The sequence below is a fragment of the Variovorax sp. W2I14 genome, from assembly GCF_050435205.1.
Classification (GTDB): Bacteria; Pseudomonadota; Gammaproteobacteria; order Burkholderiales; family Burkholderiaceae_C; genus Variovorax; species Variovorax paradoxus_C.
In genome coordinates, this window is record NZ_JBNDJX010000001.1 from 2,255,611 (window position 1) to 2,272,255 (window position 16,645).

Consider the following 16,645-nt stretch of genomic DNA (forward strand, 5'->3'; position numbering starts at 1 on the left):
CCATCGCGCAGCGTGGATCAGGCTTCCTTCGCGAACACCGCGGAACCGGCTTTGCCGGGCCGCAGGTGTTGCCCCCTTGAGGGGGTTGGCGAAAGCGACACGAAGTGCGCGAAGACTGGGGGTGGGTCAGATATCAAACAGCAGGCGCGACGGATCTTCCAACGCTTCCTTCATGGCGACCAGGCCCAGCACGGCTTCGCGGCCGTCGATGATGCGGTGGTCGTAGCTCATGGCCAGGTAGTTCATCGGACGGATGACGATCTGGCCGTTCTCGACCACAGCGCGGTCCTTGGTGGCGTGCACGCCGAGGATCGCCGACTGCGGCGGGTTGATGATCGGCGTCGAGAGCATCGAGCCGAAGGTGCCGCCGTTCGAGATGGAGAACGTGCCGCCGGTCATCTCTTCGATGCCCAGCTTGCCGTCTTGCGCCTTCTTGCCGTACTCGGCGATCTTCTTCTCGATGTCGGCAAAGCTCATCTGGTCGGCGTTGCGCAGGATCGGCACCACCAGGCCGCGCGGCGAACCCACGGCGATGCCGATGTCGAAGTAGCCGTGGTACAGGATGTCGTTGCCGTCGACCGAGGCGTTGATCACCGGGTACTTCTTCAGCGCATGCACCGCGGCCTTCACGAAGAAGGACATGAAGCCCAGCTTCACGCCGTGTTCCTTGGTGAAGCTGTCCTGGAAGCGCTTGCGCAGCTCCATGACGGGCGCCATGTTCACTTCGTTGAAGGTCGTGAGGATCGCGTTGGTCGACTGCGACTGGATCAGGCGCTCGGCGATGCGGGCGCGCAGGCGGCTCATCGGCACGCGCTGCTCGGGGCGCTCTCCGAGGTCGGACGAACCGACCGGCGAGGCGACCTGCGGCAGTGCGGGCTTGGCAGCCGGTGCGGGGATGGCGGCAGCGGCAGGCTTGGCGCCCGAAGCCACGGCGCCGAGCACGTCGCCCTTGGTGACCCGGCCGTCCTTGCCGGTGCCGGCTACGTCGCCGGTCTTGAGGTTGTTGTCGGCCAGCAGCTTGGCCGCGGCGGGCATGGCAACGTCCGACTTCGAACCGCCGGTGGCGGCGGCAGCGGCTGCCGGAGCAGGCGCGGCAGCAGCCGGCGCAGCGGCAGCAGGTGCGGCAGCCGGGGCAGCGGCGCTGGCCTTGCCTTCGGTGTCGATCTTGGCGATCAGCTGATCCGCCACCACGGTGGCGCCATCGGGCTGCACGATTTCGGCCAGCACGCCAGCCAAGGGCGCGGGCACTTCCAGCACGACCTTGTCGGTCTCGATCTCGATCAGGATTTCATCGACGGCGACGGCTTCGCCGGCCTTCTTCTTCCAGGTGAGCATGGTGGCTTCGGCCACGGATTCGGAAAGCTGGGGGACTTTGACTTCTACGATAGACATTTGGAGATTGCTCCGTGTTTTTCTTGAGGGTGTTCGTGTGAAAAGAGGCTCTTGATTACTTGGTCAGCACGAAGCCCTTGAGCTTGCCAAATGCGCCATCGACGAGCGCCTTCTGCTGTTCCTGGTGCAGGTGCGAGTACCCCACGGCCGGCGACGCCGAAGCGGCACGGCCGGAGTAGCCGAGCTTCTGGCCTTCCTGCATGTTTTCGTGGATGTAGTGCTGCACGAAGAACCAGGCGCCCTGGTTCTGCGGTTCGTCCTGGCACCACACCACGTCCGTGAGGTTCGGGTACTTCTTGATTTCCGCAGCAAAGGCCTTGTGCGGGAACGGATAGAGCTGCTCGACGCGGATGATCGCCACGTCGTCGTTGCCCTGCTCTTCGCGCTTCTTGGCCAGGTCGTAGTAGACCTTGCCCGAGCAGGCGATCAGGCGCTTGACCTTCTCTGCCTTCAGGCCCTTGCTGTCGGGAATGACGGTCTGGAAGCTGCCCTTGGTGAACTCGGACAGCGGCGAGGTCGCGTCCTTGTTCCGCAGCAGCGACTTCGGCGTCATGATGATCAAAGGCTTCCGCAGGTTGCGCACCATCTGGCGGCGCAGCACGTGGAAGATCTGGCTGGCCGTGGTGGGCTGCACCACCTGCATATTGGTGTCGGCGCTCAGTTGCATGAAGCGCTCCAGGCGTGCCGAGCTGTGCTCGGGGCCCTGGCCTTCATAGCCGTGCGGCAGCATCATCGTGAGGCCGTTGACGCGGCCCCACTTCACTTCGCCCGAAGCGATGAACTGGTCGATCACCACTTGCGCGCCGTTCACGAAGTCGCCGAACTGGGCTTCCCAGATGACGAGCGTGTTCGGGTCGTTCGAGGCGTAGCCGTATTCGAACGCGAGCACGGCTTCTTCCGACAGGATCGAGTCGATCACGACGAACGGTGCCTGGTTTTCAGCGACGTTCTGCAGCGGCGTGTAGGTGCCTTCGTCGAACTTCTCGCGGTTCTGGTCGTGCAGCACGGCGTGGCGGTGCGTGAACGTGCCGCGGCCCGAGTCTTCGCCCGACAGGCGCACCGGGTAGCCGCTGGCCACCAGCGAGGCGAAGGCCATGTGCTCGCCCATGCCCCAGTCGACGTTGACGTCGCCGCGGCCCATGGCTGCACGGTCGTCCAGCACCTTCTTCACCAGCGGATGCACCGTGAAGCCTTGCGGCACGGTGGTGATCTTCTCGGCCAGGCGCTTCCACTCGGACGAGGGAATGGCGGTGTCGCCGGCGTCGGTCCACTTCTTGTTGAGGTACGGGCTCCAGTCGACGGCGTACTTGCTCTTGAAGTTGGTGAGCACCGGATCGACGGTGTTCTTGCCTTCGTCGAACGCGGCGCGCTGCGCCTTGACCATGTCATCGCCGAGCGTGTCGCCCAGGCCCTGAGCGGCCAGCTTGTCGGCGTACAGCTTGCGCGTGCCGGGGTGCTGGGCGATCTTCTTGTACATCAGCGGCTGGGTGAGCGAGGGCGTGTCCTGCTCGTTGTGGCCCAGCTTGCGGAAGCAGATGATGTCCACGACCACGTCCTTCTGGAATTCCATGCGGAACTCCAGCGCGAGCTGGGTGGCGAGCACCACGGCTTCGGGATCGTCGCCGTTCACGTGCAGCACCGGCGCATCGACCATCTTGACGATGTCGGTGCAGTACAGCGTCGAGCGGCTGTCGCGCGGGTCGCTGGTGGTGAAGCCGATCTGGTTGTTGATGACGATGTGCACCGTGCCGCCGGTGGAGTAGCCACGGGTTTCGGCCAGCGCCAGCGTTTCCATCACGACGCCCTGGCCTGCGAAGGCGGCGTCGCCGTGCACGATCACGGGCAGCACCTGCTTGCCCAGCGGGTCGGCACGGCGGTCCATGCGGGCGCGCACCGAGCCTTCGACCACGGGGTTCACGATTTCAAGGTGCGAGGGGTTGAACGCGAGGCTCAGGTGCACCGGGCCGCCGGGGGTGGTCACGTCCGAGCTGAAGCCCTGGTGGTACTTCACGTCGCCGCTGGGCAGTTCTTCGGGCGCGGTGTGGTCGAACTCCGCGAACAGGTCGGCCGGCATCTTGCCGAGCGAATTGACCAGCACGTTCAGGCGGCCGCGGTGGGCCATGCCGATCACGATTTCCTGCACGCCCTTGACGCCGGCCTGGGTGATGAGCTCGTCCATCGAGACGATGAAGCTCTCGCCGCCTTCGAGCGAGAAACGCTTCTGGCCGACGTACTTGGTGTGCAGGAAGCGCTCCAGGCCTTCGGCCGCGGTCAGGCGGTTGAGCACATGCTTCTTCTGCTCGGCGCTCAGCTTCGGGTTGGTGCGCGCGCTTTCGAGCTTCTGCTGCCACCAGCGCTTGTGGTTCTGGTCGGTGGTGTACATGTACTCGGCGCCCATCGTGCCGCAGTACGTTTCGCGCAAGGCATTGAGCAGGTCGCGCAGCGACATGGTCTCCTTGCCGAAGAAGGTGTTGCTGGTGTTGAACACCGTCTCGAGATCGGCATCGGCGAAGCCGTAGAACGAGGGCTCGAGTTCCGGAATGGCCGGACGCTCGGCGCGCTTCAGGGGATCGAGGTCGGCCCAGCGTGCGCCGACGTTGCGGTAGGCGGCGATCAGCTGCTGGACGGCGGTGCGCTTGCGGCCGAGTTCGGAGTCGGCGCCGCTGGCCTGCACGACCTTGGTCGTGCCCTGCTTCGCGCGTTCGGCGAAAGCGTTGATGACCGGCAGATGCGGGACGTCGCGGGTGTTGGTGCCGTCGGCCGCAGGAACGTTCTGCAGGGCGTCGAAGTACGAACGCCAATTGTCGGGAACGCTGCCGGGGTTGGAGAGGTAGTTTTCGTACATCTCTTCGACATAGGGCGCATTGCCGCCGAAGAGGTAGGTGTTGCCTTGATAGGCGGTGTACGCCGTGGGCGTAGAGGAATCGCTCATGATCCGCTGACCTTCGCTTCCCTGAAGGAAGCACTAGCTGGTTTAAGAAACCTTCCGCGACACGGCTGAACCGGTTGGCGGATGCGACTGTGGCTGGGGAAGGGCCTGAGTACCTTGGCATTGTGCCACGTCAACCATATGACGGCTCGATGGGGGTCTGCAACCCCCATCAGAGAGATCTCAGCCCTTATCGAGTAACTGTTTGATCTGCTGCAGCGTCGCGGGATCGTCGATGGTGGTCAGGTCGCCCGGGTCGCGCTGCTCGCACACGGCCTGGATGGCGCGGCGCAGCAATTTGCCGCTGCGGGTCTTGGGCAAGCCCGAGACGAAGCGCACGCGGGCGGGTCTTGCAAGGGCACCGAGCTGATCGGCCACCACTTTCATGATCTCGCCTTCGAGCTTCAGCGCCGCCTCGGCATCGGTCGCGGCGCGCCCGTCCTTCGGCACGACGAAAGCCATCGCCACCTGCCCCTTGAGCGCGTCCGCCACGCCGACCACCGCGACCTCTGCCACGTTGGCGTGGCCCGAAATGCTCTCCTCGATCTCGCGCGTTCCGAGCCGGTGGCCCGCGACGTTGATCACGTCGTCGGTGCGGCCGAGGATGTAGAAGTAGCCGTCCGCGTCTCGGATGCCCCAGTCGAAAGTCGAATAGACCATCTTGCCCGGCACGCTCTTCCAGTAGGTGTCGACGAAGCGCTTGTCGTCCTTCCACACGGTCTGCATGAAGCCGGGCGGCGTCGGGCCCTCGACCACCACCACGCCCTTCTCGTTCGGCGCCGTCAGTTCCTCGCCGGTCGATTCGTGGAGGATCTTGATGCGGTAGCCGTACATCGGAACGCCCGGGCTGCCGAACTTGCTCGGCTTGGCTTCCACGCCATTGGCGATGGTGATCATCGGCCAGCCCGATTCGGTCTGCCAGTAGTTGTCGATGATCGGCACGCCCAGGCCCTCGCTGATCCAGCGCGCCGTTGGCTCGTCGAGCGGTTCGCCCGCCAGGAACAGCGCGCGCAGGGTCGAGAGGTCGTATTTCTTCAGCAGCGCCGGGTCTTGTTTCTTGAGCACACGCACCGCGGTGGGCGCGCTGAACATCACCGTCACCTTGTACTTCTCGACCAGACGCCACCAGATGCCGCCGTCGGGCTGCTGGTCGATGCCCTGGGTCGGCAGGCCCTCGTACATGATCGTCGCCATGCCGGCGATCAGCGGGCCGTAGACGATGTAGCTGTGGCCCACGACCCAACCGATGTCGCTGGTGGAGAAGTACGTTTCGCCGGGCCGGCCGTCGAAGATGTGCTTCATGCTCGCGGCCAGCGCCACTGCATAGCCGCCCACATCGCGCTGCACGCCCTTGGGCCTGCCGGTAGTGCCGCTGGTGTAGATGGTGTAGCTGATGTCGGTCGAGGCCAGCCATGTGCAAGGCACTTGCGCATCGATGTGCTTCTGGCGCAGTTCGCTGGCCAGGTGGTCGCGGCCAGCGGTCAGCTCCATCGGCGCGAGGCCGCGGTCGGCAAGAAGAACGGCGGCCGGCTTGTACTTCGACAGCCGGATCGCCTCGTCCAGCAGCGGCTTGTATGCGATGACCTTGCCGCCGCGCGAGCCGGCATCGGCGCTCACGACGACCTTGGGCTCGGCATCTTCGATGCGTGTAGCAAGCGAGCCGCTCGCGAATCCGCCGAACACCACGCAGTGGATCGCGCCGATGCGCGCGCAGGCCAGCATCGCAAAGGCGGCCTCGGGAATCATCGGCATGTAGATCAGCACGCGATCGCCCTTCACTACGCCCAGTTCGATCAGGCTGGCGGCGGTGCGCTGCACCTCGGCGTGCAGCTCCTTGAAGCTGTAGCTCTTCTCGACACCGGTTTCGGTGGAAACGAAGATCAGCGCCGGCTGGTCGCCCCGCGCGGCCAAGTGCCGATCGACCGCGTTGTGGCAGAGGTTCGTCGTGCCGCCGACGAACCAGCGCGCGAACGGCGGCTGGCTGGCGTCGAGGATCTGCTCTGCGGGGGTCTGCCAGTCGATCAGCTTGGCCTGCTCGGCCCAGAAGGCCTCGGGCGCGTCGACGGACTGGCGATAGAAATCTTCGTAGCGGCTCATCTGGACTTGTCTCCTGTTATTCATTCCGTTCCGGCTGCCTCGCCAAAACTGAATTCATAATTATGGAGACCGATCTTGCAGCAAGCTGACGGCCGGAACAATCCGGCCGAGCCCTGTCCCCCAAGCCGCGATCCGGCTATCGGACCAGCGCGAGCACTTCAGGAAATGCGGGATGTTCCGCCGTGCGCAGCCACTCGAAGGCGACCATCTCGGTCGTCACGAGCTCGGCGCCGGCGCCGGCCAGCCGGTCGAAGGCGGCGTCGCGGTTGCGCTCGGTGCGCGAGCCGCAGGCGTCGGTGACGACCCAGACCTCGAACTCGTCTTCCAGCAGGTCGAGCGCGGTCTGCAGCAGGCAGACGTGAGCTTCGCAGCCGGCGATCACGATGGTGTTGCGTTCTTCGGCGGCGGCCGCCGGCTTCTGCAGATGCTTTGGAAGGCTGCGGGCATTGCCCTGCGGCGCCTTGGCCGGCACTCGCAGCCATTCGCCCAGGCCCTCTTCCACGCCGCTGAAATGCATCTTCGGCAAGGTGCGTTGGCACAGCGCGCGGATGTCGGGCACGTTCTCGCCCAGCTTGGAAGGGTTGTGCTCGGTGCCGAACACCGGCACCTCGAACAGCCGCGCCAGCTTGCCCAGCCGCACCGCGTTCTGCGCGACCGATTCGCTCTCGAAGATCGCCGGCATCAGCCGCGCCTGGTAGTCGACCAGAACGAGTTGGGAGAGCGAGACGTCGAGCAGCATGAACGGGATCTTTCAGGTATCGGTTGAATTGGGCTGAACCGTACCACCGAAAAGATCGGGTTGGCCCGCCTCGGCCGGTTCGCCGGCATCTTCATTCATCGCCGTGGCGGCGGAACGCTGCGTCAGTTGCGCCAGATAGGTCTTGAACAAGGCATCGGCCGACTGCCGGAACATCCGGATGCGGCCGGTGTGCTGCATCAGCAGCAGGCCAACGCCGTGCGCGAAAAGGGCCGTGTTTTCCTGCAGCGCGAGGGCATCGTCCAGGCCCATGGCGAGCAATGCGTCTTCGCAGGGGCGCAGCGCGTCGTAGAGGCGATCGTTCAGTTCGTGGTCCAGCTCGCTGGTCAGCCCGCGGGGGCGCATGCCGTGCACCAGATAGAAACCGAGGTCGAGGTCGCGCGGGTTCGCCGCGTAGAAGTCGAACCAGGCGTGGGCTTTGGCCGCCAGGGTCTTGTCCGGTCGACTCCTGGACACCTTCGCCTCGGCCACCGCGGCCTGCAGACGCAGCAGCGATTCGTCGAGCAGCGCGGCGTAGATCGCCTCCTTGCTCTCGAAGTACGAATAGATGGCGCCCGGCGTGTAGCCGGCCTTCTTCGCGATCTCCCGGATGCTCGCGCCCTCGATTCCCGCTTCCGAAAACACCGTGCGGGCGGCGTCGAGCACCAGGGCGCGGCGGGCGTCGGTGAGGGTCTGGCGACGTTGGAGCTTGGCGTGCATGGGCGGCACTATAAGTCTCGGATTACGTTCTGGTTCATATTTTTTAACATTGATATAAAAAATGAACAATGTTCAAATATTTATGCCGACGATCAAAAAACCGGAGACAAACGATGAACGCCCCGCTCCCCGCCACCCTCATGTCTGGCGCCGACTACCGCGAATCGCTGCGCCGTTACAGCCCCCATGTGTTTGTCGACGGCCGACGTGTCGACAGCGTGGCCGACGAAGCTGCCTTCCAACCCGGCATCAATGCCATCGCTCTCACTTACGACTACGCGTTGAAGGCCGAGTACGAGCCCCTGATGACCGCCGTGCAGCACACCAGCGGCAAGCGGGTGAACCGGCTCTCGCACATCAACACCAGCTCGGGCGATCTGCTCAACAAGCTGGAGGCCGTGCGGCTGGTCTGCCAGGAAACCGGCTGCGCCCAGCGCTACCTGACCCACGACGCGCTCAACGCCATCGCCCAAGTGTCGGCGCGCATCGACGACGCGCGTGGCAGCACCGAGCACACCGCGCGCTTCCACGAGTACCTGCACCGCGTGCAGGACCAGGACCTGACCCTGGGCGTCGCCATGACCGATGCCAAGGGCGACCGCAGCCGCCGGCCGCACGAGCAGGCGAATGTCGACAGCTACCTGCACATGGTCGAGCGCAATGCGCGCGGCATCGTCATCTCTGGCACCAAGGCCATCGTGACCGGCGCGCCTTATGTGCACGAACTGCTCGTCATGCCTTGCCGCAACATGGGCCGTGAAGACGCCGACTTCGCCGTCTGCTGCGCCGTGCCGCTCGATGCGCCCGGCCTCACCATCGTCGCGCGACCGGCCGGCCGGCCCGGCGAAAAACTGGAGCACGGCGACGCCCTCTTCAGCCGCAAGTACGGCCAGAGCACCGGCGTGTGCATGTTCGACCGCGTCTTCGTGCCGTGGGAGCGCGTGTTCTACGCCGGCGAATGGGAGCACTCCGGCCACCTCACCTACAGCTACGCCACGCACCATCGCCACAGTTGCATTGGCGCCCGCGCCGGTTTCGGCGACCTGCTGATCGGCGCCGGCGCGCTGATGTGCGAGGCCAACGGCTTCGACCCCGGCAAGGAAAGCCACCTGCGCGAGCAGATGGTCGAACTCATCACCATCACCGAGAGCTTCTTCGCCTGCGGCGTGGCGGCCAGCGTCTACAGCAAGGCCGACGAACACTGCGAAGTCTTCATGCCCGACCCTGTGTTCAGCAACATCGGCAAGCTGCTGCTGGCCACGAAGATCTACGACATGCACCGCATCGCGCACTCCGTGAGCGGCGGCCTGATCGTCACCCTGCCCGGCCCCGACGAAGACCACAACCCCGAAACCGCCGCGCGCCTGTCGGACGTGCTGCGCGCCAATCCGGCGATTCCGTACGAACAGCGCATCGAGACAGCCCGCTTCATCGAAGACCTCACGGCCGGCTACCAGGGCGGCTGGTACAGCGTGATCAGCCTGCATGGCGGCGGCTCTCCAGCGGCGATGAAGCAGGAGATCTGGCGCAACTACCCGGTCGGTTCGAAGGTCGAGCTGGTCGAACGCATCCTGGAACGCGGCATCGCGGCGAACGGCTCGCCCGCGGCGGCGCCGCACGACCCGGCACGCGCCATCACCAAGAACCGCCAGCCTGGCAAATGCTGCGACACCGGCTGCACCGCGCCCGGTCAGCCGGTGATGGTCGACCTGCCAACCTCGCTGCGCACCTAGACTCCGGCGAATGCGGCTTCTTCTTGCTGCTCTTTGCGCGACTGTTCTGACCACCGGCTGCGGCGGCCTGCGCACGACCAAGGTTCCGCTGGACACCACGCTCGAAAAAAGCACCTGCACGCCGAACGCCGACACGCTCCTCGTGATGCTGCCTGGCGCGTACTCGCACCCCGACGAGTTCGTGCGCGAAGGCTTCGTCAGCGCACTGAACGACAACCGGCTCGCGGTGGACGTGATGCGGGTCGACGCCCATCTCGGCTACTACAACAGCAAGACCATCCTCGAGCGCCTGAGCCAGGACGTGATGGCACCGGCGCGCAGCCAGGGCTACAGGTCGATCTGGATCGTCGGCATCTCGGTCGGCGGCTTCGGCGGGTTGCTCTATGCGCAAACCCACCCCGGCGAACTCGCGGGCCTCGTCACCCTTGCGCCCTACCTCGGAGAACGCAGCCTCAGCACCGACATCGCCAATGCCGGCGGCATCGCCCACTGGACCGGACCGCTGGGCGCCCCACCCGGCAGCGACCCACGCACCCCGAACGAAACACAGCTCAGGCAATGGCTGCGCGGCTACGTCGGCACCACCGCCACCTTCGGCGCGCGGCCGCCGCTCTATCTTGGGTACGCGCTCGAGGACCGCTTCGCCTTCAGCCACCGGCTGCTGGGAGCCGCGCTGCCTGCGGATCGCGTCTTCACGACGGAAGGCGGCCACGACTGGCCCGAGTGGACGCGGCTCTGGCGCCGCATGCTGCCGACCCTGCCGCTGCCGGGCTGCCCCGGCTGAAGCGCGCTCAGTTCGGACGCAGGCGCAGCAGCTTGCCGTCGGATTCGTCCGTCAACACGTAGAGCAGGCCATCGGGCCCCTGCTTCACGTCGCGGATGCGGGCTTTCCCGTCGGCCAGCAACTTGTGCTCGGCGACCACCTTGCCGTCCTTCAACTCGATGCGGTCGAGGTAGCCGAACTTCAGAGATCCCACGAAGAGGTTGCCCTTCCAGCCGGCGCCATAGCGGTCGCTCGTCAGGAACGCCATGCCCGATGCCGCGATCGACGGCACCCAGTAATGCAGCGGCTGCTCCATGCCGTCCTTGGCCGTGATGCCGTCGCCGATCTTCCCGCCGCCGTAGTTCTCGCCATAGGTGATCACCGGCCAACCATAGTTGCGGCCGGCCTGCGGGATGTTGATTTCGTCGCCGCCCTGCGGGCCGTGCTCGGTCATCCAGAAGCGGCCATCGGGCGCGAGCGTGGCGCCCTGACCGTTGCGGTGGCCGTAGCTCCAGATCTCGGGCAGCGCGCCTGCCTTGCCAACGAAGGGGTTGTCCTTCGGCACCGAGCCATCCTTGTTGACGCGCACCACCTTGCCCAGATGGTTGTCGAGCTTCTGCGCATCTTCCTTGCGGCTGAAGCGGTCGCCCAGCGTGAGGAACAGCGTGCCGTCGCGCGCTTCGACGATGCGGCAGCCGAAATGCGCGCGGCTCGCCACCTTGGGCTTCTGGCTGAAGATGATCTTCAGGTTCTCGAGCCGGGCACCGTCGGCCGAGAGTTGCGTGCTCGCCAGCGCCGTGCTGTTGCCCGACCCGCCGGCCTCGGGTTCGGAGAAGCAGAAGTACAGCGTGCGATTCTTCTCGAAGCCCGAGTCGGCCAGCACATCGAGCAAACCGCCTTGGCCGCCGGCGGCGATGGCGGGCAAACCAGCAATGGGCGCATTCACTTTGCCGTCCGCACCGATCAACCGCAGCCGCCCCGGGCGTTCCGTGACCACATAGCGGCCGCCCGGCAGGAAGGCGACGCTCCATGGGTTCTCCAGGCCTGACGCCAGGATTTCGGACCGTGCTTGCGCCAGAGCGAGACCGCAAAATCCGAATCCGGCAATGACCGTGGCACGGCGCGCAAGGCGAAAGGCCGTCTGAATTTGCAAGTTCATGTCTTTTCCGAAGAGTTGGCACGATCTTGAAGATAAATAGCGCCCGAATCCAGACCGTTGGCCATTTCACCCCAGTCACGAGGGCCCATTCGAAACGAACCACTTATGGCCCATAAAGATCGACCGTTACATTTTTTCTTCGGCCAGATCGAAAAACTTCAGGCGAATCAACGATTTGCAGCCACATTCGCTAATCCAGATTAAATTGACATAACCGCGCGTCATCAATATCCTACGCGCCATGCGTTTTTTCGTCCTACCCGCGTCCCTCCTCTTTGCCGTCGCTGTTCATGCAGCCCCTCAACAGGACCGACCCGATGACGAATTGGCCGGCTTGCTCGCAGACAAAGGTCTGATCAGCCAGCTCAAGCAGGTCCGTCAAACCGTCACCGAACGAACTTCAGACCTGGTGGTGACTGCCATCGGTTTCCTCGGAGTTCCTTACCGCCGCGGCGGCAACACGGCGGAATCCGGTTTCGATTGCAGCGGCTTCGTCCGCGCGATGTACAACCAGACCGTCGGCCACATGCTCCCCCGCCGCGCCGAAGAGCAAGCCGCCGCCACCGAGAAAATCGACCGCAGCCAGCTCAAGCCCGGCGACCTCGTGTTCTTCAACACCATGCGCCGCGCCTTCAGCCATGTCGGCATCTACGTTGGCGAAGGCAAGTTCATCCATTCCCCCCGCTCCGGCGCGCAGGTTCGTGTCGAAGACATGAACGGCAGCTACTGGCAGCGCCGCTTCGACGGCGCCCGCCGCGTGCTCGGCGGCGCAGTACCGACCGAAGAGATCAAGGCCGCAGCGGCCAACGCCCGCACCGGCGACGACTGATCGCCCGCCTCCGAATCCAAGACGAAAAAAATCCCGCCGCGGCGGGATTTTTTGTGGGCGCTCGATGGCGCCTCTGGCTGATCAGGCCGCCTTCTTCGCCGGCGGCAGGTCGGTGCAGGTGCCGTGCGCCACTTCGGCCGCCATGCCGATGCTTTCGCCCAGCGTCGGGTGCGGGTGGATGGTCTTGCCGATGTCGATCTCGTCCGCGCCCATCTCGATGGCCAGCGCGATCTCGCCGATCATGTCGCCCGCATGCGTGCCGACGATGCCGCCGCCCAGGATGCGATGCGTCTCTGCATCGAACAGCAGCTTGGTGAAGCCCTCGTCGCGGCCGTTGGCGATGGCCCGGCCCGAAGCGGTCCACGGGAAGTGGCCCTTCTTGACCTTGATGCCTTCGGTCTTGGCCTGGTCTTCGGTGAGGCCCACCCACGCCACCTCGGGGTCGGTGTAGGCCACGCTGGGGATCACGCGGGCGTTGAAGGCGGCGCTGGAGAGCTCCTTGTCGCCCTTCTGCTCGCCGGCGATCACCTCGGCCGCCACGTGCGCCTCGTGCACCGCCTTGTGCGCTAGCATGGGCTGGCCCACGATGTCGCCGATGGCGAAGATGTGGGGCACGTTGGTGCGCATCTGGATGTCGACCGGAATGAATCCGCGGTCGCTCACCGTGACGCCGGCCTTCTCGGCGCCGATCTTCTTGCCGTTGGGGCTGCGGCCCACGGCCTGCAGCACGAGGTCGTACACCTGCGGCTCCTTGGGCGCGTTCTCGCCCTCGAAGGTGACCCTGATGCCCTCCTTCGTGGCTTCGGCGCCGACCGTCTTGGTCTTCAACATGATGTTGTCGAAGCGCGGGGCGTTCATCTTCTGCCAGACCTTCACCAGGTCGCGGTCGGCGCCCTGCATGAGGCCGTCGAGCATTTCGACCACATCGAGACGCGCGCCCAGCGTCGAATACACCGTGCCCATTTCGAGGCCGATGATGCCGCCGCCCAGCACGAGCATGCGCTTGGGATCGGTGCCCATTTCGAGCGCACCGGTGGAATCCACGATCCGCGGATCGCCCTTGGGCATGAACGGCAGGCTGACCGACTGCGAGCCGGCCGCGATGATCGCGTTGCGGAACTTGACCGTCTGCTTCTTGCCGGTGGTGTCCCAGCTCGTGCCGGAGGTCTCTTCGACTTCCAGGTGGTACGGATCGATGAAGTTGCCGACGCCGCGCAGCACCGTCACCTTGCGCATCTTGGCCATGGCCGTGAGGCCGCCGGTGAGCTTGCCCACCACCTTGTTCTTGTGGCCGAGCAGCTTGGCGCGGTCGACCGTGGGCGCGGCGAAGCTCACGCCCAAGTCGGCGAAGTGCTTCACTTCATCCATGACGGACGCCACGTGCAGCAGCGCCTTCGAGGGGATGCAGCCGACGTTCAGGCACACGCCGCCGAGGGTGGCGTAGCGCTCGATCAGCACGACCTTCAGACCCAGGTCAGCAGCGCGGAAGGCGGCCGAGTAGCCGCCAGGACCGGCACCGAGCACGATCACGTCGCATTCGACATCGACCTTGCCGCCGTAGGTGGAAGCGACAGGCGCTGCAGCCGGAGCAGGTGCCGCAGCCTTGGGCGCAGGAGCCGCAGCAGCAGGCGCTGGCGCGGCGGAAGCCGGTGCAGCCGCTGCGGCACCCTCCACCTCCAGCGTCAGCACGACCGAGCCTTCCTTGACCTTGTCGCCCACCTTCACGGCAATGGCTTTCACCACGCCGGCGGCAGACGACGGAATCTCCATCGAGGCCTTGTCCGATTCGACCGTGATCAGCGACTGCTCGGCCTTGACCGTGTCTCCGACATTGACCAGCACCTCGATCACCGCGACTTCGTCGAAGTCGCCGATGTCGGGCACCTTGATTTGTTGTTCGCTCATTTGGACACTTTCAGTTTGAGTGTGAGAACGTCGACCGGTGGGGCCGAATTGCGATCGAATTCGCAGGCGGCGGCGATCCCCGCCTCCGCCACGTCGCGCGCGCTGCGCGACTTGATGTCATAGGCCGCGTGCATGGCGCCGAGCGCAAAGCTGCGTCCCGAGCCGATGGCCCAGAACTCCTTGAACTCGAACACCTCGCGGTAGCTGTAGATGCCGTAGATGCCGCTCTGGTTGGCCATCAGCATCGTGAACTGGCTCGACTCGTAGGGCTCGTGGTCGTCTTCCTTGGTCTGCATGAAGAACGAGTCCTTGAGCACCGGATGCAGCATCGTGAAGGTGCGGAAGATCTCGTGCTTGCTGCCGAACAGGAGCTTCTCGCGCTCCTGCGCGGCCAGCGCATGCTGCAGCACCAAAAAATGCGCCGCGGCGCCGGCCATGGCGAACAGGCTGGTGCCCGCCGCGTCCTCGACGGTGAAGATCTTCTGGTTCTTCTCGGCGCGGTGCGAGAGCCGCGTGTCGCCGAAGGTCACCAGAGAATCGGCTGCCATCGTGACCTGGCCGCCTTTGCGGACGGCCACTACGGTGGTCATAGCGCCTCCCGCCGGGCCGCCCCAAGGGAGGCGCCCCCCTCAGGGGGGAGCACCGCAGGTGCTCGGGGGGTCATAGAAGAATGCGACGGTAGTCCGCGAGCACCTGGCCCAGGTAGGCGTTGAAGCGCGCAGCCAGGGCTCCGTCGATCACGCGGTGGTCGTAAGACAGCGACAGCGGCAGCGTCAGGCGCGGCACGAACTGCTTGCCGTCCCACACCGGTTTCATCTGGCCCTTGGAGAGGCCGAGGATGGCCACTTCCGGGGCGTTGATGATGGGTGTGAAATGCGTGCCGCCGATGCCGCCGAGCGAGCTGATCGACATGCAGCCGCCCTGCATGTCGGCCGAGCCGAGCTTGCCGTCGCGCGCCTTCTTGGCGAGTTCGCCCATCTCGGCGCTGATCTGCAGGATGCCCTTCTTGTCGGCATCTTTCAGCACCGGCACCACGAGCCCGTTGGGCGTGTCCGCGGCGAAGCCGATGTTGAAGTACTGCTTGTAGACGAGCTGGTCGCCGTCCAGGCTGGCGTTGAAGTCGGGGAATTTCTTCAGCGCCGCGACCACCGCCTTGATCACGAAGGCCAGCATCGTGACCTTCACGCCCGACTTCTCGTTCTCCTTGTTGGTGGAGACGCGGAAGGCCTCGAGCTCGGTGATGTCGGCTTCGTCGTTGTTGGTGACGTGCGGAATCATCACCCAGTTGCGGTGCAGGTTCGCGCCGCTGAGCTTCTTGATGCGCGAGAGATCCTTGCGCTCGACCGCACCGAACTTGGCGAAGTCGACCTTCGGCCACGGAATGAGGCCCAGCGCCGCGCCATCCGCGCTGCCGCCGCCGGCCGGCGCCTTGGCCGCAGAGGCCTTGGTGCTGGCCTGGCCGCTCATCACGGCCTTGGTGAAGCCCTGGACGTCTTCCTGCGTGATGCGGCCCTTGGGACCGGAGCCCTTGACCTCTTCGAGCGGCACGCCGAGTTCGCGGGCGAACTTGCGCACCGACGGCGAAGCGTGCGGCAGGTTGGCGCTGGGCGCCGTGGTGGGATCGTGCGGTGCAGCGGCGGCTGCCGGGCTTGCGGCCGGAGCCGGCGAAGCAGTGGCCGGCGCAGGGGCGCTGGCGGTTGCCGCGGCCGGGGCTGCTGCGGCTGCTTGAGCTGGCGCGGGCGCCGCACCGGCCGAACCTTCCAGGATCGCGATCAGGTCACCGATGTTGACCGTGTCGCCGACCTTGACCTTGAGTTCCTTCAGCACGCCGGCACCGGACGACGGAATCTCCATCGAGGCCTTGTCCGACTCCACCGTGATCAGCGACTGGTCGGACGCGATCGTGTCGCCGGGTTTCACCAGCAGTTCGATGACCGCGACATCCTTGAAATCGCCGATGTCCGGCACCTTGATCTCGACCGGACCGGAGGCTGCCGCAGGTGCGGCAACCGGTGCGGGCGCTGCGGCTGCGGGCGCCGGAGCGGCAGCCGCCGGAGCCGGGGCTGCTGCAGGCGCGGGGGCCGGTGCAGCGGCTGCGCCTTCGGCCTCGAGCACGAGCACCACCGAGCCCTCCTTCACCTTGCCGCCGACCTCAACCTTGATTTCCTTCACCACACCGGCCGTCGACGAAGGAATCTCCATCGAGGCCTTGTCCGATTCCACCGTGATGAGCGACTGCTCGGCCTTGACCGTGTCGCCCACCTTCACCAGCACCTCGATCACCGCGACTTCATCGAAATCGCCGATGTCCGGCACCTTCACTTCCACTGCTGCCATATCGTTGTCTCCCGCCGCGAGGCGCCGTTCGTTCGTTGGTTGTTG

12 protein-coding genes are annotated in these 16,645 nt (G+C 65.4%); 3 read left to right on the forward strand and 9 right to left on the reverse strand.

Going from position 1 to position 16,645, the window contains the following annotated elements; genetic code table 11:
• Nucleotides 1-126: 126 nt before the first annotated feature.
• The 5 genes from odhB to QF040_RS10440 form a co-directional block, all read right to left on the reverse strand.
• Nucleotides 127-1,392: a 2-oxoglutarate dehydrogenase complex dihydrolipoyllysine-residue succinyltransferase gene (gene odhB / locus QF040_RS10420; protein ID WP_429610958.1), complete on the reverse strand. Its 1,266-nt coding sequence runs from the start codon at nucleotides 1,390-1,392 to the stop codon at nucleotides 127-129.
• A 55-nt stretch (nucleotides 1,393-1,447) separates the two neighbouring features.
• Complete coding sequence (locus QF040_RS10425; RefSeq protein ID WP_013542129.1) at nucleotides 1,448-4,324, reverse strand: 2-oxoglutarate dehydrogenase E1 component; 2,877 nt, start codon at nucleotides 4,322-4,324, stop codon at nucleotides 1,448-1,450.
• Between the two features lie 180 nt (nucleotides 4,325-4,504).
• On the reverse strand, nucleotides 4,505-6,442 hold the full coding sequence (locus QF040_RS10430; RefSeq protein WP_429610959.1) for a propionate--CoA ligase: 1,938 nt from the start codon (nucleotides 6,440-6,442) through the stop codon (nucleotides 4,505-4,507).
• A gap of 112 nt (nucleotides 6,443-6,554) precedes the next feature.
• Complete coding sequence (locus tag QF040_RS10435; protein WP_429610960.1) at nucleotides 6,555-7,157, reverse strand: isochorismatase family protein; 603 nt, start codon at nucleotides 7,155-7,157, stop codon at nucleotides 6,555-6,557.
• A gap of 12 nt (nucleotides 7,158-7,169) precedes the next feature.
• Nucleotides 7,170-7,874 carry a TetR/AcrR family transcriptional regulator gene (locus QF040_RS10440; RefSeq protein WP_429610961.1) on the reverse strand — a complete coding sequence of 235 codons (705 nt, stop codon included), beginning with the start codon at nucleotides 7,872-7,874 and terminating at the stop codon, nucleotides 7,170-7,172.
• Between the two features lie 113 nt (nucleotides 7,875-7,987).
• On the opposite strand from QF040_RS10440, the gene QF040_RS10445 reads away from it, so the two are divergent.
• Nucleotides 7,988-9,607 (forward strand): 4-hydroxyphenylacetate 3-hydroxylase family protein, encoded by a 1,620-nt coding sequence (locus QF040_RS10445; RefSeq protein ID WP_429610962.1) that lies wholly within the window; start codon nucleotides 7,988-7,990, stop codon nucleotides 9,605-9,607.
• 10 nt (nucleotides 9,608-9,617) lie between these two features.
• Nucleotides 9,618-10,391, forward strand: coding sequence for an alpha/beta hydrolase (locus QF040_RS10450; protein WP_429610963.1), 774 nt, complete (start codon nucleotides 9,618-9,620; stop codon nucleotides 10,389-10,391).
• A gap of 7 nt (nucleotides 10,392-10,398) precedes the next feature.
• On the opposite strand, the gene QF040_RS10455 is transcribed toward QF040_RS10450, so the two are convergent.
• The gene (locus tag QF040_RS10455; protein ID WP_429610964.1) at nucleotides 10,399-11,529 is read right to left on the reverse strand and encodes a PQQ-dependent sugar dehydrogenase; all 1,131 of its coding nucleotides are present in this window, start codon (nucleotides 11,527-11,529) and stop codon (nucleotides 10,399-10,401) included.
• Nucleotides 11,530-11,770: 241 nt separating this feature from the next.
• Here QF040_RS10455 and QF040_RS10460 point away from each other — a divergent pair, with 241 nt between their 5' ends.
• Entirely contained in the window at nucleotides 11,771-12,358 is a 588-nt protein-coding gene (locus tag QF040_RS10460) for a C40 family peptidase (RefSeq protein WP_013542136.1), read from the forward strand.
• Nucleotides 12,359-12,439: 81 nt separating this feature from the next.
• Here QF040_RS10460 and lpdA read toward each other — a convergent pair whose 3' ends face one another.
• The 3 genes from lpdA to aceF all read right to left on the reverse strand — a co-directional run bounded on the left by lpdA (nucleotide 12,440) and on the right by aceF (nucleotide 16,600).
• A complete protein-coding gene (lpdA, locus tag QF040_RS10465; RefSeq protein ID WP_429610965.1) occupies nucleotides 12,440-14,263 on the reverse strand; it encodes a dihydrolipoyl dehydrogenase in 1,824 nt (607 codons plus the stop codon).
• Nucleotides 14,260-14,853 (reverse strand): MFS transporter, encoded by a 594-nt coding sequence (locus QF040_RS10470; protein WP_013542138.1) that lies wholly within the window; start codon nucleotides 14,851-14,853, stop codon nucleotides 14,260-14,262. Before QF040_RS10470 ends, lpdA begins: the two co-directional genes overlap by 4 nt.
• Nucleotides 14,854-14,923: 70 nt before the next feature.
• A complete protein-coding gene (gene aceF, locus QF040_RS10475; protein WP_429610966.1) occupies nucleotides 14,924-16,600 on the reverse strand; it encodes a dihydrolipoyllysine-residue acetyltransferase in 1,677 nt (558 codons plus the stop codon).
• Nucleotides 16,601-16,645 lie beyond the last annotated feature (45 nt).